Genomic DNA, 19980 nt, shown 5'->3' on the forward strand with positions numbered 1-19980 from the left:
ACGTCCGGCGCGCGGCCAGTTCGGTCAGGTCCGCGCGGACAGCTCCTCCCGGACCCGGTCGGTCACGGCGTTCGTCGAAATGCCGTAGCGGTCGTGCAACGTCGGGAGCGCACCGGCGGCCAGGAATTCGTCCGGCAGGGCGATCGGCACGACCTTCTTGCCGATGCCGCGCCGGGCGAGGGCGGCGGCGACGGTTTCGAACAGGCCGCCGATCACGCTGTGGTTTTCGAGGGTGAACACCGGACGGTCGCCCGCGATCTGGGCGAGCACGGTCTCCTCGTCGAACGGCTTGAGCGTCGCGCAATGCACGACCGCCACGTCGATTCCCCGCTTCGCCAGCTGCTCGGCGGCGAGGAGGCCACGCATGGTCATCAGGCCGGAGGAGACGAAAACGGCGTCGTCGCCGGGCCGGACCAGTTTCGCTTTGCCGAGTTCGAAGGAGTAGTCGTAGTCGTCGAGGATCCGGGGGACCGCGCCGCGCAGCAGCCGGGTGTAGCTCGGGCCGGGTGCCGCGGCGAGCTGGGGCACGGCCTGCTCGATGTCCACCGCGTCGCACGGGTCCACAATGGTCAGTCCGGGCATCCCGCGCAGGATCGCGACGTCCTCGGTCGCCTGGTGGCTCGGGCCGTAGCCGGTGGTGAGGCCGGGCAACGCCGCGACGATGTTGACGTTGAGCCCCGGTTCGGCCATGTCGAGGCACAGGAAGTCGTAGGCGCGCCGGGTGGCGAACACCGAATAGGTGGCGGCGAACGGGATCTGGCCGACCTCGGCCATGCCCGCGGCGGCGGCCATCATCACCTGCTCGGCCATGCCCATCTGGAAGAACCGGTCCGGGAACGCGCGGGCGAACACGTGCATGTCGGTGTATTTCGCCAGATCCGCGGCGAGCCCGACGATCCGCTGGTCCGCCTCGGCCGCCTTGACGAGCGCGTCGCCGAACGGGGCCCGCGTCGTGCGCACCCCGGGGTCGGCGATCGAGGCGATCATCGCGGCCGAGCGCTGCGGCTGGGCGACGGTCATCGGCGGGTCCTCTTCTCGTGTCCGGCGGTCAGCTGCTCTTTGCACACAGGCCATTCCTCGGCGGCGATCTTCATGAAGTGGAGCTTTTCCCGGCCTTCGAGCAACGGGACGCCCTTGCCGACCACGGTGTCGCAGATGACCAGGTGCGGCTGTCCGACGGCCGACGCGTTGCCGGTCGCCTCGTCCACCGCGCGCAGCAACGCCTCGGGATCGTTGCCGTCGACGCGTTGCACGTGCCAGCCGAAGGCGCGCCAGCGGTCTTCTTGGCGGTCGAGGGCGAGGACGTCACGGGTCGGTCCGTCCGCTTGCAGCCCGTTCATGTCGACGAACGCGACGAGGTTGCCGAGCTGCCAGCTCGCCGCGCTCATCGCGGCCTCCCACGTCGACCCTTCGTTGAGTTCGCCGTCGCTGAACAGCGTGAAGACCCGTTGCCCGGTCCGGCCTTGCGCGCGCAGCCCGAGGCACATCCCGACGGCGAGCCCCAGCCCGTGGCCGAGCGAACCGCCGGAGATCTCGGCGCCGGGCGTGTAGGTGGCCATCGCCGACATCGGCAGCCGCGAGCCGTCCGCGGCGTAGGTCGCCAGTTCTTCGCGGGGGAGCACCCCGGCCTCGGCGAGCGCGGAGTAGAGCAGCAGGGCGTAGTGGCCGACGGACAGGAGGAACCGGTCGCGGTCCGGCCACTCCGGATCCGCCGGGTCGAAGCGCAGGACGTCGCGGTAGAGCACGGCGAGAAGGTCGGCCGCGCCGAGCGCCTGCCCGACGTAGCCCTCGCCCTGCGCTTCGCCCTCGTCGAGGACGCCCATCCGGATGCGGTACGCCGATTCCGCGCAGGCGTCCAGCCGTCGCCGGAACGACGTCGGCGTCATCAGGTCGAGACTCACAGCGATTTTCCTTTCGGCGACAGGGATTCAGGCGGCGGGCTGGGCAGCGGGCGCGGAGCTCGCGACCGCCGCGCGGGCCGCTTCACGCTCCGCGCGGCCCCAGGTTTCCCGGGTCACCAGCGCCGAGACCAGGCCGAGCAGCGAGAACGCCAGGAACAGCAGCGCCGGGCCGAGCCAGCCCATGCCGAGGAACAGCAGCGTCGTGACGAACGGGGTGAGACCGGAGATCATCGCCGAGATCTGGTAGGCCAGCGCGGCGCCCGAGGAGCGGGTGCCCGCCTGGAACAGTTCCGGGAACCACGCGCCCTGCGATCCGGCGAGCGCGTTCTGGCAGACGCCGTAGGAGACGACGACGGTGCACACGATCGCGATCAGCGTGCCGGTGTTGACGAGCAGGAACATCGGGATCGCCCACAGCGCGGCGAACAGCGTCACCCAGACGTACACCGAGCGGCGGCCGACCCGGTCGGTGAGCGCGCCCCAGCCGACGGTCGCGGCGATGCCGATCGCCGAGGCGATGCACAGCGCCAGGATCGTTTCCCCGCTGCTGGCGAGCTTTTCCGACTTCAGGTACGAGATGAGGTAGGTGATCGACACCGCGTAGCCCGCCGTCTCGGCGATCCGCAGGCCGATGCCGCGCACCACGTTGCGCCAGTCGTCGCGCAGCACCGCCGCGATCGGGGCCTTCACCAGGTCGCCGCTGTCGCGCACGTCCTGGAACACCGGCGATTCCGGCACCTTCGCCCGCAGCACCAGCCCGACGATCACCAGCACCAGGCTGGCCAGGAACGGCACCCGCCACGCCCAGTCGCCGGGCAGGTTCACCGACACGAGGAACACCAGGTTCGCCAGCAGCAGCCCGATCGGGAACCCGGACTGCACGATCCCGGTGAACCTGCCCTTGCGCAGCCACGGCGCGTGCTCGTAGGTCATCAGGATCGCGCCGCTCCACTCGGCGCCGTAGGCGAGGCCCTGCACGATCCGGACGGTCACCAGCAGGACCGGCGCGAGCACGCCCGCCGTCGCGTAGGTCGGCAGCAGGCCGATGGCGAAGGTCGCCAGCCCCATGATGATGAGCGACGCGACCAGCACCGGCTTGCGGCCGATCCGGTCGCCGAGGTGCCCGCCGACGATCCCGCCGAGCGGCCGCGCGATGAATCCGACGCCGAGGGTCGCGAACGCCGACAGCGTGCCGGCGATGGGCGACGCGCCGGGGAAGAAGGCGTGGCCGAGGTAGAGCGCCGCGGCGGTGCCGAACCCGATGAAGTCGTAGCTCTCGATCACGGCCCCGGCGGTGGAGCCCCAGGCCACCCGGCGGGCGTCCGCGGTGCCGTGCACCGGGCCCCGCATGGTGAGCGCTTCGCTGCGCATGTCGATCGCCTCTCTCTTCCAGCGGCCGTCTCGACAGTAATCGAGCTGCCTGGCTGTCAACAATGGAGCGTATCGTGCGCTCTGCTGGATGCTCTGTCAACAGTAAATATCGGAGATAATCCCTTGTGAGAACTGATCATTCGGCGTGGCCTTGTCTGTTGACACTTCTCTGTTAACATTGCCGACCATGGAACGCCTCCCCGCGCCGGGCTGCTCCACGATCAGCTTCCGGCACCTGCCTCTGCCCGCCGCGCTGGCGGTTGTCGCGGACTGCGGCTTCGCCGAGACCGACCTCGGCGCGCTGCCCGGGGTCTGCGACCACGTGCCGTACGACCTCACCGACGCGGCGGTGCGCATCGTCGCCGGGCAGGTGCGCGCGTCCGGGCTGGCGGTGCGCTCGGTCAACGGCGACGTCGGCGACCTGAACCGCCCGCTCGCCCCGGCGGAGGCGGCGGACCGGGCGGCCCACCTGCGGCGGCTGCTCGACCTGGCCGCCGCGTGCGGGGCGCGGGCGCTCGTGCTGCCGTGCGGCGCGTTGTCGCACGAGCCGGTGACGAGCCTGGAAGCGGACCTGGACCTCGTCGCCGACCAGCTGGGCCGGGCGGCGGCGCTGGCCGCGAGCCGGGGCCTCGAGCTGTGGTGCGAAGCGCCGCATCTGTACCGGCTCTGCCACACCGTCGACCTCGCCGGTCAGCTGGCCGACCGGCTCGACCCGGCGGTCGGGCTGGTCCTCGACACCAGCCACATCGTCGCGTCCGGCGGCGACCCGGCCGCGTTCGCGCACCGGTTCGCCGGACGGATCGCGCACGTCCACCTCCGCGACGCGACGCCGGGCCAGATCAACCTGAGCATCGGCAACGGCGACGTGGACTTCGCCGCGACCTTCGCCGCGCTGCGCGCCACCGGCTACCGCGGCCACAGCTCTCTCGAACTCGAAACGCGGGACGTCACTGACGAGGAACGTCCGGCCGCTGCGGTGAAAGCCGCCGCCTACCTCGCCGCTCTCTGATTTCCCTTCTGACGCCAAGGAGACAACGGACATGACCGGAACCCGTCGCACCGCCGTGATCACCGGAGCCGGCGCGCCCCGCGGAATCGGCCGCGCCACCGCCGCCCGCTTCGCCAGGGACGGCTGGGCGGTCGTCGTGCTCGACCTCGACGAGCCCGCCGCCAAGGAAGTGGCCGGCGAACTCGCCGCGACCGGTGCGACCGCTTTCTCGCACGGCGTCGACGTCGCCGACGAAGCGTCCGTGCTCGCCGCGTACGCGGCCGTGCGGGCCGAGGTCGACGCGGGCCGCCTGCCCGGCGTCGGCGCGGTCGTCAACATCGCGGGCATCACCTCGCCGGTGCCGTTCCTGGAGACGACGCTCGACCTGTGGAACAAGGTGCTGGCGGTCAACGCGACCGGCACTTACCTGGTCACGAAAGCGTTCCTGCCCGACCTGATCGAGGCGGGCTGGGGACGGATCGTGAACATGTCCTCGGTGTCGGCGCAGCAGGGCGGCGGCGTGTTCGGCCGGACCCCGTACAGCACGGCGAAAGCCGCGATCCTCGGCTTCACCAAAGCGCTGGCGCGGGAACTGGGCGACGCCGGGGTGACGGTGAACGCGATCGCGCCCGGCGCGGTGGAGACCGACATCCGCGCCGAATCGACCACCGCCGAACTGGAAGCCGCGATCACCCGCAGCGTCCCGCTCGGCCGGCAGGCCACCGTGGACGACGTCGCCGGGGTGATCGCCTGGCTCGCCACCGACGACGCGGGCTACCTGCAGGGCACCACGATCGACGTCAACGGCGGCTCGTTCCTCCACTGACCCTCCCTTGCGGACGGAGCACACGCGATGACCTACCTCTACGACGATCCGGCGGCGTTCGCCGAGGACGCGCTCGCCGGGTTCTGCGATCTGCACGCAGGCGCGGTGCGGCGGGTGCCCGGCGGCGCGGTGCGCGCGGACCGGCCCGCCCGGCCGAAAGTCGCGGTGCTGCCGGGCGGCGGATCCGGGCACTACCCGGCGTTCTACGGCGTGATCGGGCCGGGTTTCGCCGACGGCGCGGTGAGCGGCAACCTCTTCACCTCGCCGTCCGCGCAGGACGCCTGTTCGGTGGCGGCAGCCGCGGATTCCGGCGCCGGAGTGGTGTTCAGCTACGGCAACTACGCGGGCGACGTGCTCAACTTCGGTCTCGCCGCGGAATCGCTGCGGGCACGCGGGATCCGCGCGGAACACGTCGTGGTCACCGACGACATCGCCAGCGCCCCGCCGCAACAAGCGGAGCAGCGGCGCGGCATCGCCGGCGACTTCGTGGTCTTCAAAATCCTTGGCGCGGCCGCCGAAGAAGGCCTGGATCTCGACGAGGTCGTGCGCGCCGGGCGCAAGGCCAACGCGGCGACCCGCACGATCGGCACCGCGTTCTCCGGCTGCACGTTCCCCGGCTCGGACACCCCGCTGTTCACCGTCCCGGACGGGCAGATGGGGCTGGGCCTCGGCATCCACGGCGAACCCGGGTTGCGCGACCTCCCGCTCCCGTCCGCCGCCGTTCTGGCCGAGGACTTCGTCGGCCGGATCCTCGCCGAAAAGCCCGGCGGTGCGGGCGATCGCGTCGCGGTGGTGCTCAACGGCCTCGGTTCGGTCAAGCACGAGGAACTGTTCGTGCTGTGGACCCGGATCGCCGCGCTGCTGCGGGAATCCGGCCACACGCCGGTGCTCCCGGAGGTCGGCGAACTGGTCACCAGCCTCGACATGGCAGGCGTTTCGCTCACCGTGACCTGGCTGGACGAGGAACTGGAACGCTGGTGGCGCGCGCCCGCCGCCACGCCCGCCTTCCGTCGCGGCGAAATCCGGCACGAATCGGCAGCCGCTCCGGCAGCCGACGTCGTGGCCGAACCTGCTGCGCCGCGTTACGCCGCTGCCTCGCCTGAGTCGCGAAAGCTCGCCGAAGCGATGCTGGACGGCCTGCGCGCGGCCCGAAAAGCCTTGCACAGAGCCGAAACCGAGCTGGGCGCCATCGATGCCGTCGCAGGGGACGGCGACCACGGACGCGGCATGGTCCGCGGCATCGACGCTGCTCTCGCGGGCGCCGAGTCCGCCTGGCACGACGGGGCGGGCGCGGGCGATTGTCTAGCGGCCGCCGGGGACGAGTGGGCAGCTCGGGCCGGTGGCACGTCCGGTGTCCTGTGGGGTGCCGGGTTGCGTGCGGCAGGAGAAGCCATCGGTGCGGAATCGGGGGTCGTCGACGTCCGGGTCGTGGTCGACGCGTTCGCCGACCGGGTCGTGCGACTCGGCGGCGCCGAACCGGGCGACAAGACGATGGTCGACGCGCTCGAACCGTTCCGTACCGCGCTGGTGGTGGGGAAGCCGTGGGCGGAAGCGGCCGCGGTCGCGGAAGCCGCGGCGCGGGACACCGCCGCGCTGACCCCGAAGAAAGGCCGGGCGCGCCCGCTGGCCGAACGCAGTGTCGGCACCCCGGACGCCGGTGCCGTTTCCCTCGCACTGATCGTGCGCACTCTCGCGGAAGGAATCCGATGACCTACCGGATCGCGGTCGGCTGCGACGACGCCGGCCTGGACTACAAGGAACAACTCGCCCGCGACCTGCGCGCGGATCCGCGGGTGTCAGAGGTGCTCGACCTCGGCGTGCACCGCGGCGCCGAGGACGAACACCGGCCGTACCCGGAGATCGGGCTCGCCGCGGGGGAGGCGATCCGGGCGGGCACGGTCGACCGCGCGGTGCTGGTGTGCGGGACCGGGATCGGCATGGCGCTCTCGGCGAACAAGGTGCCCGGGATCCGCGCGGCCACCGCGCACGATTCGTTCTCCGCGGAACGCTCGGTGCTGTCCAACAACTGCCAGGTGCTTGCCCTGGGCCAGCGCGTGATCGGTCTCGAACTCGCCCGCCGGCTCGTGCGCGAATGGCTCGGGTACGCCTTCGACGACCGGTCGCCGAGCGCGGCGAAGGTACAGTTGCTCGACGACTACGAACGGTGCTGACGCCGAGTCAGAGAGGAGGCGTGCGGTGAGCCGTCCGGCTTCGGCCAGCCAACCCGGCCGCAACCTGCGCCAGATGGCGGTCGACACGCTGCGCGAGGCGATCACCACCGGCCAGTTCCCGCCCGGCAGCCACCTCGGCGAGGTCCAGGTGTCCGAGCAGCTCGGGATCAGCCGGGGCACCCTGCGCGAGGCACTGCGCGAGCTGCAGCAGGAAGGCCTGGTCTCGTACGGCGAGCGGGGTCGCGTCACCGTGCGCTCGATCAACGAGAAGGACATCATCAACACCTTCACCGTGCGCGCCGCGCTGGAGGCGCTCGCGGGGGAGACGCTGGCCTCGAGTTACTACCGGGAGGAGCACTGCGCCAAGCTGCGGAAAGCGGTCGATGCGATGGCTCGTGCGGAGCGGGTGTCGCTGGAGGCGCAGATCGAGGCTGATCTGGCGTTCCATGAGCTGCTTGTGGAGCTTACGGACAATGACGCGCTGGTGCGGTCTTGGAAGCTGCTCGAGGGGGCGATTCGGATGTGCATCATGTATCGGGGGCTTGAGCGGGCGCTGTCGAATATGAGTGCTGGGCGGCATTTGGAGATCGTCACTGCTATTGAGTCGGGGGATCCGGTCAAGACGCAGCAGGTGATTTCGGATCATATGGCGGCTACTGGGCAGGCGTTGTTGTTCGGGACTGTGCGGACTCGGCCTCGTATTGATCTTGGGTAGTCGGTTTTTGGGTGGCTCGTCGCCTGGCGGCGACATTGGCCCGTGGTTGCGTGGGGCACCCCGAAGCTTGATTGTGCTGACGGGCGCAGGGAGGCTTCGTATCGGGGTGCGGGGGTGGTGTGGGTGCCTCGCTCGTTGGGTGCATCGGTGCGGGGGCGTATTGGGTTGGTGGACTGAGCGGCGGGGTCTCAGTCCACATTGGACTGTGGGTCACTGTGCGGTGGAAAGCACCAGTTCGCGATAGTTGCGCAACGCTTCCCGCCAGGATTCCAGTTCCAGTTTTTCGTTCGCCGCGTGCATTTCGCGTGGGTCTCCTGGTCCCCAGATCACGATCGGGGCTCCGGCCACCGATCCGGCTAATGCTGAGGCGTCGGTGAAGTAGGTGGCGGCTGGAGCGGTGACTTGGCCGGAGAGCGCGTCCGGCAGGCGTGGGGTCCGGACGGCGGGCAGGTCGAGATCCACCTCGGTACTGATTGCCGGATCGAGCGACGAAGCCCAGGCGATCGCGGGCGCTCCACCGTCTACGGTGCGCACGTCAAGCGTCAGAACTGCCGCAGCGGGAACGATATTCGTCGCGGTTCCGCCCTCGAAGGTGCCTACGTTGACGGTCTCCTTGCCGAGATAGTCCTCAGTGGACAGCGGAAACGAGTCGAGCGCACCTAGGGCCCGCTCGGCGAGCAGTTGGATCGCGTTGCGGCCGAGGTGCGGTGTGGACCCGTGGGCGGCTTTGCCGGACGCGGCGAGGCGCAGCCACGTGGCCCCGCGATGGCCGAGCGAGACGCGGTTTTGTGTCGCTTCGGGTACTACGACGATCTGCGGCGTCAGCTCCAGCGAGTTTGCGGCCTCCGCCGCGCCGCGGCAGCCGATTTCTTCGTCGCTGGTGATCAGGACTTGTGCGTCGGCACCGGCTTCCGCGGCGTTGCGCAACGCTTCCAGGGCGGCTACCAGGCCGCCCTTCATGTCGACGCTGCCTCGGCCGTGCAGGTACTTCTCGTCGGTGTCCGCGGAGAACGGGGTGCGGTCCCACAGATCGGGGGAGCCGACCGGGACGGTGTCGATGTGGCATACGAACAGTGGGCCGCGGCCCGATCCGGTGCCGAGCAGCATCCACGGGCGGCCGGTGGTGGAACGTTGCAGCACGCGTACGCCCGCAATAGCCGTGGCGTAGGAGGTCGCCAGTTCCTGGGCTGAGGCCTGTGCGGCGTTGCCTCCGGACGTGGTGTCTTGGCGCACGAGGTCGCGCAGCAGGTCAAGGGCGTCGTCGGTCATGCGGAGTACTCCCGGGTCGATTCGCGGACGACTAGCTGCATCGAGAGCACGTGGTCCGCGGGGCTGTCCCCGGCGGCGAGGCGGGTGATCTCGTCGACCGCTTTGCGGGCCATCTGCTCGGTCGGTTGCGCAACGGTCGTCAGGCGCGGCGAGGTCCATTCGCCGAGGGTGATGCCGTCGCAGCCGATCACCGAGAGGTCCCCTGGCACCGCGACCCCGGCGCGGCGGGCCGCTTCGAGCAGGCCTACCGCGGCGATGTCGCTGGCGGTGAACACCGCGGTCGGCTCCGCGCCGGCCCGTGCCATGTGCGCGAAGAAGTTCATGCCGAACGCCGAGCTGAAGGTGCCGCGCACGATCATCGCCTCGTCGGCCTCGATGCCGTGCGCCTTCAGCGCCGCCCGGTACCCGGCCTCGCGCTGGTCGGCCGTCCGCAGCCCGGCCGGGCCGCCGACGTGGGCGATGCGCCGGTGGCCCTGGGAGATCAGGTGGGTGGTCGCCTGGTACGCGCCGCCGAAGCTGTTCGCGGTGATGTGCGCGATCCGCGGCCCGGCGGCTTCGACGTACTCGTCGAGGAAGACCACCGGGAAATCGCCCGCCAGCCTGCCCGCGAAGGCCTCGTTGGTGCTGTTCATCCCCAGATAAATCAGCCCGCCCACGTCCGGCACCCGCATCAGGCGCTCGACGCTGGCGCGCTCCCGCGACGGCGACGAGCCGGTGAGGGCGGTGAACACGTCGATGCCGTCCGTCGCGGCGGCGTCGGCCACCGCGTCCGCCAGCGTGGAGAAATACGGGTTGTCCAGCGACGGCACCACCAGGCCGAGGCTGAGCCCGGTCACCTGTTTCTGGACGGGCGGATGCCCTTCGGCGGACAGTGCGGCATCGATGCGCCGGGCCGTCTCGGAGGCGACATTGAGCTCGCCCCGGACGTACCTCGACACCGTCGACACCGCCACCCCGGCCTCTCGGGCCACCTTCGCCAGCGACATCCGGCTCCTCCCCGTTCGAGCGTTGACGGCGACTGCAACCGCATCCTATATTGGCGTTGTTGCGCTATGTTGCGCAACACACGCTAAAGCTTTCGCCCGAAGGAGTCGTCGATGGTCAAGGTCCTGCTAGCCGGGGAGTCGTGGGTCAGTGCGACGATCGACCACAAGGGATACGACCCGTTCGCGCACACGCAGGTGGAGATCGGGTGCGAGCGGCTGCTGGCGGTGCTGGCGGCGGAAGGGGTCGAGGTGACTCACCTGCGTTCGCACGACGTGGCCGAGAAGTTCCCGCAGACGCTGGAAGAACTCGAGGCCTACGACGTCGTGCTGCTCTCCGACGTCGGCTCCAACACGCTGCTGCTGCACCCGGACACGTTCACCCGCGGCCGCCCCACGCCCAACCGGCTCAAGCTGCTGCGCGAGTGGGTCCGGGGCGGCGGCGGCCTGATGATGGCGGGCGGCTACCTGAGCTTCCAGGGTTTCGAGGGCAAGGCCAACTACCACCGGACGCCGATCGAGGAGATCCTCCCGGTCGACATCGACCCGTTCGACGACCGCGTCGAGACCCCGGAGGGCGTCCGCGCCCAGGTCGTGCAGTCCGGGCATCCGGTGGTCGCCGGTCTCGATCAGGAATGGCCGATCCTGCTGGGCTACCAGCACACCACGCTGAAGCCGGACGCCGAACTGCTCGCCACCGTCGAGGGCGACGTCATGCTGGCCGCGCGGCGGTTCGGCGAGGGCCGCACCCTCGCGTTCACCTCGGACATCTCCCCGCACTGGGCTCCGGAGGAGTTCATGAGCTGGGACGGCTACCGCAAGCTCTTCGCCCAGGCGCTGACCTGGCTCGCCGGACGCGACAGCTGAGCCGCGCGCACTCGGGATCAAGGAGGATTCGATGAGTACGTCACCCACCCGCCGCGCGACCTCGGTCGTCGTGCTGACCATCGCGACCGTCTTCGCCGGCATGCTCGGCCCGTTGCAGTCGCTGGTCAACGGACATCTCGGCACCGAACTCGGCGACGGGCACGCCGCCGCGCTGGTGTCCTTCGGCACCGGCCTGGTGCTGATGCTGGTCATCGTGCTGGCGCGGGCCCGGACGCGCGCCGCGTTCTTCCGGCTGCCGGGTCAGCTGGTGCGCGGCGAGATCCCGCGGTGGAACTTCTTCGCGGGCCTGTGCGGCGCGGTGATCGTGCTCTCCGAAGGCGTGACGGTGGGCTTCCTCGGCGTGGCGATCTTCCAGACCTCGCTGATCTCCGGCATGGTCATCTCCGGCGTGGTGTGCGACCGGCTCGGCATCGGCGTCCCGTTCAAGCAGGCGATGAGCGCGCCGCGCATCGCCGGGGCGATCCTCGCCATCTGCGCCACGGTGCTGGTCGTGTCCCCGAACTGGTCGGCCCCGCACATGATCGCGCTGGCGATCATGCCGTTCGTCGGCGGCCTGCTCGCCGGCTGGCAGCCCGCGGGCAACTCCGAGATCGGCTTGCTGTCCGGCTCGATGTTCATCTCCATCACCTGGAACTTCCTCATCGGCTTCGTGGCGCTCGGCCTCGTGTACGTCGTGCGGATGGCGGCTTCGGGCGCGCACTTCGCGTTGCCGGGCACGTGGTGGATGTACTTCGGCGGGCCGCTCGGCCTGTTGTCGATCGCGCTGATGGCCTTGCTGGTGCGCGGATTGGGCCTGCTGCTGCTGGGGCTGGCCTCCACGGCCGGCCAGCTCATCGGGTCGCTGCTGCTCGAGGTCGTCGCTCCCGCGGCGGGGTCCAGCCTGCACCTGGTCACCGTCCTCGGCGCGCTCGTGGCACTGGCGGCCGCGGCGATCGCGATGATTCCGTCCCGGCACACGGCCGAACCGGCGGTCCTCGCCCAGCCCGCCGAGGTGCATCGTGGCTGAGGTGCGCGGCGTCCTCGGTGCGGTCGAGGCGGCGGACCTCGGGCTGGTGCTGCCGCACGAGCACCTCTTCAACGACCTGTCCTCCGCCGTCGCCGAACCCTCCTACGCCTCCACTCGGCGGCTCGTCGAAGCGGAAGTGGGGCCTAGCTGGCAGTTCCTGCTTCGCCAGGATCCCTACTGCTGCGCCGACAACGTGGCGGTGAAGGACCACGCGAGTGTCGTGCGCGAGCTGGCCGCGTTTGCCGCGGCAGGCGGCGGCACGGTGGTCGACGCGACCGGCAGCGCGGCGATCGGCCGCGACCCGCGAGCGCTGGCGGCGGTGGCCGAGGCCACCGGGGTCACCGTCATCATGGGCACCGGTGCGTACCTGGAGAAATTCGAGGGCGAGCGCATCACCGCGGTCGCCGTCGAAGCGCAGACCGCGCGCATTCTCTCGGAACTGGACGAGGGCGTCGGCGAAACGGGAATCCGGGCCGGCGTCATCGGCGAGGTCGGCGTCTCGCCGCTGTTCACCGACGGGGAACGGGCTTCGCTGCGCGCCGCGGCGCTCGCGCAGGCGGCCCGGCCGAACGTCGGGCTCAACATCCACATGCCGGGCTGGCAACGCCGCGGGCACGAGGTGCTCGACCTGGTGCTGGACGAATGCGGTGCGCTGCCGGGCAAAGTCGCGCTGGCGCACAGCGATCCGTCCGGCGACGATCCCGGCTACCAGCGCGAGCTGCTCGAACGCGGCGTGCTGCTGGAGTTCGACATGATCGGCCTCGACATTTCGTTCCCCGGCGAAGGCGTGGCCCCGACGGTTTCCCAGACCGCGCACGCCGTGGCGCGATGGGTGCACGAGGGCTTCGGAGAGCAGATCATGTTGTCGCACGACCTGTTCCTCAAGCAGATGTGGACGCACAACGGCGGGAACGGGCTGGTCTTCGTGCCGACTGTTTTCGCCGATCTGCTCGAAGCCGAAGGCGTCCCGGCCGACGCGGTCGCCCGGCTGATGCGGGATGTCCCGGTGCGATGGCTGACCGCATGAGCGCCGTCGTAGCGGTCGTCGCGTCGCTCAACGTCGACCACATCGTCCAAGCACCGCGGATACCCGAACCAGGGGAGACCCTCATGGGATTCTCGGCGAGCCGGGAACTGGGCGGAAAAGGCGGCAACCAAGCCGTCGCCGCCGCCCGGCTCGGCGCGGACGTCGCGGTGATCGGATGCGTCGGCCAGGACGAGGACGGCGACGAGTACCTGAAAGCCCTCGTCGCCGAGGGCGCGGACGTCACCCATGTGCGAAGGTCGCCGCTGCCCACCGGCCGAGCAGCGATCACCGTCGACGCGGAGGGCGTCAACTCGATCGTTGTCGTGGCCGGGGCGAACGCCGACATCCCCGCAACGACAGCCGAAGCGGCGATCGACGCGATGCCAGGTCTTCGAGTCGCAGTAGGCCAGTTGGAGGCGGTGCCCGACGCGACGGAACGCGCGTTCGCGGCTGCTCGCGCACGCGGGGTGCTGACGGTACTCAACACCGCGCCCGCCGCCGACGTGGCCGGGAAGCTGCTGCCGTTCAGCGATGTGGTGGTGGCGAACGAAATCGAGTTCCGGCAGCTCACCGGCCAAGATCCCTTCGACAGCAACGGGTTGCAACGCGGCAGCGCTGACCTGTTCGCGGCGGGCTGCCGATGGGTGATCGTGACGCTGGGGGCGGAGGGGTGCGCGGTGCTCGACGCCTCGTCGTCCGCGCATGTCCCTGCCGTTGCGGTCCGGGCGGTCGACACCACGGCCGCGGGGGATTCGTTTGTCGGGGCGCTTGCTGCCCGGCTCGCGGAGATCTCCGGTGAGCCGACGACCGCGGATGTGGTGGCGGCCTGTGGTTTCGCAGCGAAAGTAGCCGCGGTCGTGGTGACGCGGCACGGGGCGCATCCCTCGCTGCCGACTCTGGCGGAGGTGGTCGAGGTGTGACGCCGCGGCTTCCTGGCCGGGAAGCGGCCGCCGGTGAGTGGCCTCGGATTTGTTCTACGGCAACGGCGTGGCAATGATCGACGGCGACAGTGTGCTGAACCGGTCGCCGATGGGCGCCGAGGGCCGCGCGGTGCTCGGCGAGTGACCGGGCGGCGTCCTGCTGGATCCGCCTGCCGCCGAGCCCGGCTGAGGCATTCCGCACCCGCGCGAGGTGAAAGTTCCTTGCCCACCAAGGAAAGGCCGCCCCGCGTACGGGACGGCCCTTCCGTCGGTACAGAGTCAGCTCACGGTCAGCGCCGTGTCGTCGAGGCAGAAGGACGTCTGCAGGCTCGAGTCTTCGGTGCCGGTGAAGGTGAGCGTCACCGTCTGGCCGGCGTACGCCGACATGTCAACGGTGCGCAGCTGGTATCCGTTCGCCTGGTTCAGGTTCGAGTAGGTGGCGAGCGTGGTCGACCCAGCCTTGACGGTGAGCTTGTCGTACGCCGTCGAGGTGGTCGTCTCGGCGGTGTCGACGTGCAGGTAGTAGCTCAGCGTCGCGTGGCAGCCCGAGGGGATGGTCACCGACTGGGAGACCGTGTCGGTGTGCGCGCTGCCGTAGCCGTCGAGGTAGGCGAGGTAGCTGCCGCTGTGCGGGGGCTCGCCGTTGGACGACGTGCTGACGACTCCGCTGGTCGCGGTCCACGGGCTGGTGCCGTTCTCGAAGCCGGGGTTGCCCAGCTTCTGGCCGGAGCAGGTTCCGCCGCCGGTCGGGGCGATCGTCCAGCTGAACGTGGTGGAGCCGGTGGCGCCGGAGGAGTCCTTGGCGGTCGCGGTCACCGAGTACGTGCCCGCGGTGGTCGGCGTGCCGGAGATCAGGCCGCTGGAGCTGATCGACAGTCCGGCGGGCAGGCCGGTAGCGGTCCAGGTGTAGCCGCCGCTGCCGCCGGACGCGGAGAGCTGCAGTTTCGCCGCGGTGCCGACGACGCCGTTCTGGCTGCCCGGGTTGTTCGCCGTGACGCCGCCGCTCGGGGTGCCCGCGGTGAAGGCCGCGGTGCCGTTCGGGGTGCCGAGACCGGTCGGGCCGTCCCAGCCCGGGCCGGCCTTGCACTGCACCGAGGACGAGCAGCTGCCGTTGCTGCCGGAGGTCACGTCGTTGAGGTTGCCGGTGTGCGAGTACGGGTAGGCGGCGGGGGTGTCGGACGCGCCGGGCGTGCCGGCGAGGGCGTAGACCGAGGCGATGATCGGGGCGGACGCGCTGGTGCCGCCGTACACGGCCCAGCCGCTGCCGCCGTAGGTCTGGTACACCGCGACGCCGGTCTGCGGGTCGGCCACGGCCGAGACGTCGGCGACCGCGCGCTTGCTGCAAGCGGTCGTCACGTTCTGGAAGGCGGGCTTGGTCACGTAGCCCGAGCAGCCGCTGCCCGCGCCGCTCCACGCGGTTTCGCCCCAGCCGCGGGCGCTGCTGTTGCGGGTCAGCGAGGTGCCGCCGACCGCGGTCACGTACTGCGACGAGGCCGGGTAGCTGATGCCGTAGCCGTTGTCGCCGGTGCTCGCGGTGATCGCGACGCCGGGGTGGTGGAAGTAGCTCGAGTCGGAGGAGGGTTCGGAGCCGTCCTCGCCGCCGCCGTAGCTGTTGGAGACGTACTTCGCGCCCATCGACACGGCGGTGTTCACCGCGGTGCCGAGATCGGCCATGCTCGGCTGGTTCGCTTCGACGAGCAGAATGTGGCAATTCGGGCAGATCGCCGAAACCATGTCGACGTCGAGCGAGATTTCGCCCGCCCAGCCGGAATCGGCGGAGGGAAGCGGACTGGTTTGCCCGTTTTCGTTGACTTTCTTGAAACAGCCGTTCGCGGTGGTGCAGGGCGGGAGCCCGTAGGTGGAGCGGTAGCTCGCGAGGTCCGATTCAGCGTTCGGGTCGTCGTTGGAGTCGACGATGGCCACCGTCGCCGAGGCGCTGCCGGCGGCGGTGAGGTTGTAGGCGGAGCGCAGGTCCGCGGGGCCGAACCCGCTGGGCAGCGCGCCGGGGGAGAGCAGCGCGCGCATGGTGTCGGTCTGGCGTTCGGCGAAACACGTGACCATGCCGGGCTTCGCCTTCTCGGCGCAGACGCGGGCGGTCGGATGCGCCGCGGCGGGCGCGGCCACGGCGGGCAGGGCCGGGGCGGTCAAGGCCAAGGCCGCGAAACCGGCCAGGGCAAGGATTCTTCGGGCTGAACGGGACACGATCCCTCCCAGGGAATTTCCTGCGAACGGCGTCGGGCCATTCGGTGCCCCGTTGTCTACAGTTCGTTCAGCCCTGGCGGTGACGCGCTGGTGCCAGTGGCGCAATGGTGTCGGCAAGCCCGGTGGAGGTGCCTCCGAATGGTTCCCGAAGCAATCGGCCATCTCCTGACGCTCGGGCTCAAAGCGGACGAAGCAGAAATCTATCTCGACCTACTTTCGTCGGGACCGGTTCCGCCTGATCGGCTAGCGCACGAGACCGGCCGCGACCCCGGCGAAGTGCGCCGCGTGCTGACCGTGCTCGCCGGGATCGGACTGGCCGGCCCGGTCGACGGCCCCGGTTCGCCGATGTCCGCACTGCGCCCGGAACCGGTGCTGGAAGTGCTGAGCAGGCAACGCGAAGCAGAGTTGGCCGGAGCCCGCGCGGCGATGACCCGGCTGTACGAGCAATACCGAAGACATGCGGTGCGTTACGACGCCGACTCGATGATCGAGGTGGTCAGCGGAACCACTGCCGCCGAACGGGTGCAGCAACTGGAACGAGCGGCGCGGAAAGAGGTCCGCGGCCTGGACTCGCCGCCGTACTACGCCGACGCGGACGCCAACGAGATCGAACTCGAGAACCTGGCCCGCGGCGTCCGCTACCGCGCCGTCTACGGGCGGCTCGCGCTGGAACGCCCCGAGTACGTCGAGGAAAACATCCTGCCCTGCGGCAAACGCGGGGAGGAGGCCCGGGTGCTGCCCGAGGTCCCGGTGAAACTGCTGATCGTCGACGACTGCGCAGCCCTGTCCGGCGCGGACCGCACTGTCCTGCTCATCCGCTCGTGCGGCCTGTTCGACGCGCTGGCCGGCTTGTTCGACATGTGCTGGCAAGTCGCGCTGCCGCTAGGCCTCGCCGACGACACCTCCGGCCCGGAAATCCGCCCCAGCGAACGACGGCTGCTGGCATTGCTCGCCGCCGGCCTCACCGACGACCAGGTCGCCCGGGTGCTCGGCGTGAGCAGGCGGACGATGTTCCGGTACCTCGAGAACTTGATGGCTCGCACGGGCGCGGCGAACCGGTTCCAGCTCGCCCTGCACGCAACGCGGAACGACTGGCTTTCGGTGGACAGCCAGCCTGGCGCTTCGCCGGTGCGGTCGGTGCCGTTGTGAGCCGGGTGGTTCCGGGTGGGGCTGAGCGGACGCGATGGGCTGCGGGGTTCGGTGCGTTGGTGAGCCGGGCGGCTCGTGTGCGGGGTGAATCGCCTTCGGCTCGCCTTGCACGCACCCGCAACGGCTGGTTTTCGGTTGGTCTCCTCCTTGCTTCGTCGGTGTGGTCTCGGTTGGGCTGAATGGACGCCGAGATAGCGCGCGGTTGGCGTGCTGGGGAGCCGGTTGGCGCGTGCGCGCGGTGAACCGTTTCCGGCTCGCTCGCGGTCCGCAAGGGCTGGCTTTCGAGTCGGGTTGAATGGACGCCGAGGTGGTGTGCTGGGGAGCCGGTCGGCCCGTGCGGGCGGTGAACCGTTTCCGGCTCGCTCTGCACGCGGTCCGCAACGGCTGGCTTTCGGGTTGGATGGGCAGCAAGATTGCGCGCGGTTGGCGTCCTGGGAAGTCGGTTGGCGCATGCGGGCGGCGAACTGCTTTCGACTCGCCCTGCACGGCGACTCGCCACCGCTGCCTTTCGGCCCGCCCTAGCCCGGTGCGGTCCCGGTTAGGCTGAATGGACGCCAAAGCGGCGCGCTGTCGGCGTGCCGGACGCCCGGTTGGCGTGCGCGAGCGGCGAACCGCGTTCGACGCGCCCTGCACAGCGACTCGCAACCGGCTGGCTTTCGGCGGACAGCCAGCCCGGCATCTTGCCCGCCACGGCCGGTCCCGCTCCGATCGGAACGCGTCCCGATTACACCGATACGGTTGCGGCCGAACAGTTTTCCCACTCAAGCAGCGGCCCCTCGGCGCGAATCAGCACCAGGCCGACGTCTGGCAGGCGCAGCTCACCCCTCTCCGTCCGCGAGCGCCGGAAAGGCCTGCCGTAGCTCCGTGAACAGCACGCCGTGCCGTCCGTAGCCGAAAGCCACCGCGGCTGACCAGAGCGCCTCGAAGGCCGCGGCGAGCGGGTCCGGTTCCCGAGCGGAGAACAGCGCCGGAAAAGCCATCGCTTGCTGCAGGCAGTTGTCGTTCCTTCCGTCCGGCGACGTGGCCAACGTGCGCGGGACCCGTTCGTCAGTGAGCAGTAGGTTCCACGCTTGCCGGTCGTCGTCGAAGGGCGGTGGCAGAGGGTCGTCCCGCTCCATCGCCGCCAGCGCGGGGGCTATCCACTCGACCTCGGTCAGTCGCGCCTCGGCGTACGCGCGCCTGACTGTCCACCGGGCGACCTGTCGCTGGATCGCCGGGTCCGTCTCCGCGAGCGCGTCGGCCAACGGCCGGTCCAGCTTCGCCACACTCAGCGCGTGGCCCCGCAATTGACGCAGCCGTTCGATCGGCAGGCTTCCGCCCCACTCCCGTATCTCGGCTTCGAGGCGCGCTTCCGCGGTGGCTTGTTCTCGTTGCCGCCGGGCGCGGCGCCGGGTTTCGGCTTTCTCCTCCGGAGTCGGGGGCGGCGGTGTTTCCCTGGCGACTCCATGCCAGTAGGCGGCCGCCGCGCTGGTCTGTTTGACCACCCGGTCCGGTTCCGGCGGACCCGGCCAGAACTGCAGCAGATAGCGGTCAGGCTCGAACTCCTCGCCCTCCGGGACGCCCAGCCGGTGCGCCTCGTCCATCCGGCTGCCGCTGTAGCGGACCCGATATCCGGTGACCGGAAGATCGAGCGGCCAGGGTTTCTCGCCGTTCAAGCCGACCAGTGCGGTTTCGCCCCGCAGCCGGAACGGCGCCTCGACGATGTCTTCCCATGTTTCGTCCACGGGCGGGGCCTCGTCGTGCAGTTCCGCCCGGAAGCGGACGTAGCCGTGGCTCAGTCCGGTGACCAGTGACAGCGCGCCCGGCACTGCCGCACCGCACAGACCGTTTCGCTGCCCGCCGAAGCATTCGGAAAACCCCGGCAGATCCGGCCAGGTCCGCACATAGAGCTGTCCGTACTCGACTCTGACCTCGCCGCTCATCAACACTCTCATCGCCGTTCCTCCCCAAGTCGGCTGCTGTCCGGGACATCATCGCGCGCACCACCGACAAAAACCGGGGCCCCGGCGGGAACCCGAGCGGGTGAACCAGTTCTGGTCAGTCCATGATCTCCCGCACGCTGTCAGCCAGCAGCCGAAGGCACCCCGGCGCCCCAGGATTGAGAAGCAGGTCAACCCCGTCGTAGTCGTTCAGCAAACGGAGCAGATCGACAGGACCAGCCGGACGCCAACCAGCGGCGCGCACTCGGCGACGGTGTGCCGGGGCGGTCGTGACGAGCAGGCAAGGGATGTTGTCCGGCGACGGCGCGACGAGCGGAGACTCATCGGTATCCACAGCCACCGCGAAGGCCGATTCGCGGAAGACGGCGGCCAGTTGATCGAAGTCCGCCTCGCCGCGCGCGGTCAGGCGGAGCACGGCGTCCAGCGGGTCGGTCGGGGAGTCTTCCGCCGACGGTTCGTAGGACGGGTTGGGCTCGAAGCGGCTGACGGACCCGTCTTCGCGCGCGAGCCAGCCGCCGACCACGGCCTCCGGCGGCGGGGTCGGGGCCTCGCTGCCGTCGGCCGTCCACGCTGGGTCGACCAGCAGCACCCACTGGTCCTCGGACATCGCTGGCGCCTCCTTCG

The 19980-nt window shown here is 70.3% G+C and carries 18 protein-coding genes; 10 read left to right on the top strand and 8 right to left on the bottom strand.

Annotation, left to right across the window (positions count from 1 at the left end; genetic code table 11):
- Positions 1-24: 24 nt before the first annotated feature.
- From FKO37_RS19695 to FKO37_RS19705, 3 genes are read right to left on the bottom strand one after another with little or no spacing between them, the layout of a single operon-like run.
- Complete coding sequence (locus tag FKO37_RS19695) at positions 25-1020, bottom strand: transketolase family protein (protein WP_238605396.1); 996 nt, start codon at positions 1018-1020, stop codon at positions 25-27.
- Positions 1017-1901 carry a transketolase gene (locus FKO37_RS19700; RefSeq protein ID WP_308196535.1) on the bottom strand — a complete coding sequence of 295 codons (885 nt, stop codon included), beginning with the start codon at positions 1899-1901 and terminating at the stop codon, positions 1017-1019. Before FKO37_RS19700 ends, FKO37_RS19695 begins: the two co-directional genes overlap by 4 nt.
- Before the next feature lie 27 nt (positions 1902-1928).
- Positions 1929-3272, bottom strand: coding sequence for an MFS transporter (locus tag FKO37_RS19705; protein WP_043834145.1), 1344 nt, complete (start codon positions 3270-3272; stop codon positions 1929-1931).
- A gap of 187 nt (positions 3273-3459) precedes the next feature.
- Here FKO37_RS19705 and FKO37_RS19710 point away from each other — a divergent pair, with 187 nt between their 5' ends.
- Genes FKO37_RS19710 through FKO37_RS19730 form a run of 5 tightly spaced genes read left to right on the top strand, consistent with a single transcriptional unit; the run spans position 3460 to position 7972 of the window.
- Complete coding sequence (locus FKO37_RS19710; RefSeq protein ID WP_238605397.1) at positions 3460-4281, top strand: sugar phosphate isomerase/epimerase; 822 nt, start codon at positions 3460-3462, stop codon at positions 4279-4281.
- A 31-nt stretch (positions 4282-4312) separates the two neighbouring features.
- A complete protein-coding gene (locus FKO37_RS19715) occupies positions 4313-5086 on the top strand; it encodes an SDR family NAD(P)-dependent oxidoreductase (RefSeq protein WP_238605398.1) in 774 nt (257 codons plus the stop codon).
- A gap of 27 nt (positions 5087-5113) precedes the next feature.
- Complete coding sequence (locus FKO37_RS19720; protein ID WP_238605399.1) at positions 5114-6796, top strand: dihydroxyacetone kinase family protein; 1683 nt, start codon at positions 5114-5116, stop codon at positions 6794-6796.
- Positions 6793-7257, top strand: a complete 465-nt coding sequence (locus FKO37_RS19725; protein WP_037812664.1) for a ribose-5-phosphate isomerase — start codon at positions 6793-6795, stop codon at positions 7255-7257. Before FKO37_RS19720 ends, FKO37_RS19725 begins: the two co-directional genes overlap by 4 nt.
- Positions 7258-7282: 25 nt before the next feature.
- Positions 7283-7972: a GntR family transcriptional regulator gene (locus FKO37_RS19730; RefSeq protein ID WP_199817629.1), complete on the top strand. Its 690-nt coding sequence runs from the start codon at positions 7283-7285 to the stop codon at positions 7970-7972.
- A 210-nt stretch (positions 7973-8182) separates the two neighbouring features.
- On the opposite strand, the gene FKO37_RS19735 is transcribed toward FKO37_RS19730, so the two are convergent.
- Together FKO37_RS19735 and FKO37_RS19740 are read right to left on the bottom strand one after the other, a co-directional pair.
- Positions 8183-9241 (bottom strand): M20 family metallopeptidase, encoded by a 1059-nt coding sequence (locus tag FKO37_RS19735; protein ID WP_238605400.1) that lies wholly within the window; start codon positions 9239-9241, stop codon positions 8183-8185.
- The gene (locus FKO37_RS19740; RefSeq protein WP_238605401.1) at positions 9238-10227 is read right to left on the bottom strand and encodes a LacI family DNA-binding transcriptional regulator; all 990 of its coding nucleotides are present in this window, start codon (positions 10225-10227) and stop codon (positions 9238-9240) included. The genes FKO37_RS19735 and FKO37_RS19740 overlap by 4 nt, the downstream gene beginning before the upstream one ends.
- A gap of 111 nt (positions 10228-10338) precedes the next feature.
- Here FKO37_RS19740 and FKO37_RS19745 point away from each other — a divergent pair, with 111 nt between their 5' ends.
- The 4 genes from FKO37_RS19745 to FKO37_RS19760 are packed head-to-tail and all read left to right on the top strand — an operon-like array spanning position 10339 to position 14065.
- A complete protein-coding gene (locus FKO37_RS19745; RefSeq protein ID WP_037812658.1) occupies positions 10339-11091 on the top strand; it encodes a glutamine amidotransferase in 753 nt (250 codons plus the stop codon).
- 31 nt (positions 11092-11122) lie between these two features.
- Positions 11123-12118, top strand: a complete 996-nt coding sequence (locus FKO37_RS19750; RefSeq protein ID WP_043834132.1) for a DMT family transporter — start codon at positions 11123-11125, stop codon at positions 12116-12118.
- Positions 12111-13145: a phosphotriesterase gene (locus FKO37_RS19755; RefSeq protein WP_134730641.1), complete on the top strand. Its 1035-nt coding sequence runs from the start codon at positions 12111-12113 to the stop codon at positions 13143-13145. Before FKO37_RS19750 ends, FKO37_RS19755 begins: the two co-directional genes overlap by 8 nt.
- Positions 13142-14065 (top strand): ribokinase, encoded by a 924-nt coding sequence (locus FKO37_RS19760; protein ID WP_205673251.1) that lies wholly within the window; start codon positions 13142-13144, stop codon positions 14063-14065. The genes FKO37_RS19755 and FKO37_RS19760 overlap by 4 nt, the downstream gene beginning before the upstream one ends.
- Before the next feature lie 279 nt (positions 14066-14344).
- On the opposite strand, the gene FKO37_RS19765 is transcribed toward FKO37_RS19760, so the two are convergent.
- Entirely contained in the window at positions 14345-16267 is a 1923-nt protein-coding gene (locus FKO37_RS19765; protein WP_238605402.1) for a S53 family peptidase, read from the bottom strand.
- Positions 16268-16405: 138 nt separating this feature from the next.
- Here FKO37_RS19765 and FKO37_RS19770 point away from each other — a divergent pair, with 138 nt between their 5' ends.
- Positions 16406-17416: a helix-turn-helix domain-containing protein gene (locus tag FKO37_RS19770; RefSeq protein WP_037812648.1), complete on the top strand. Its 1011-nt coding sequence runs from the start codon at positions 16406-16408 to the stop codon at positions 17414-17416.
- An 818-nt stretch (positions 17417-18234) separates the two neighbouring features.
- Here FKO37_RS19770 and FKO37_RS19775 read toward each other — a convergent pair.
- Both FKO37_RS19775 and FKO37_RS19780 read right to left on the bottom strand, forming a co-directional pair.
- Positions 18235-19350: a hypothetical protein gene (locus FKO37_RS19775; RefSeq protein ID WP_238605403.1), complete on the bottom strand. Its 1116-nt coding sequence runs from the start codon at positions 19348-19350 to the stop codon at positions 18235-18237.
- A gap of 103 nt (positions 19351-19453) precedes the next feature.
- On the bottom strand, positions 19454-19963 hold the full coding sequence (locus FKO37_RS19780) for a type VII secretion system-associated protein (protein WP_238605404.1): 510 nt from the start codon (positions 19961-19963) through the stop codon (positions 19454-19456).
- Between the last annotated feature and the right edge of the window lie 17 nt (positions 19964-19980).

The organism is Amycolatopsis sp. Poz14 (assembly GCF_006704225.1).
GTDB lineage: Bacteria > Actinomycetota > Actinomycetes > Mycobacteriales > Pseudonocardiaceae > Amycolatopsis > Amycolatopsis nivea.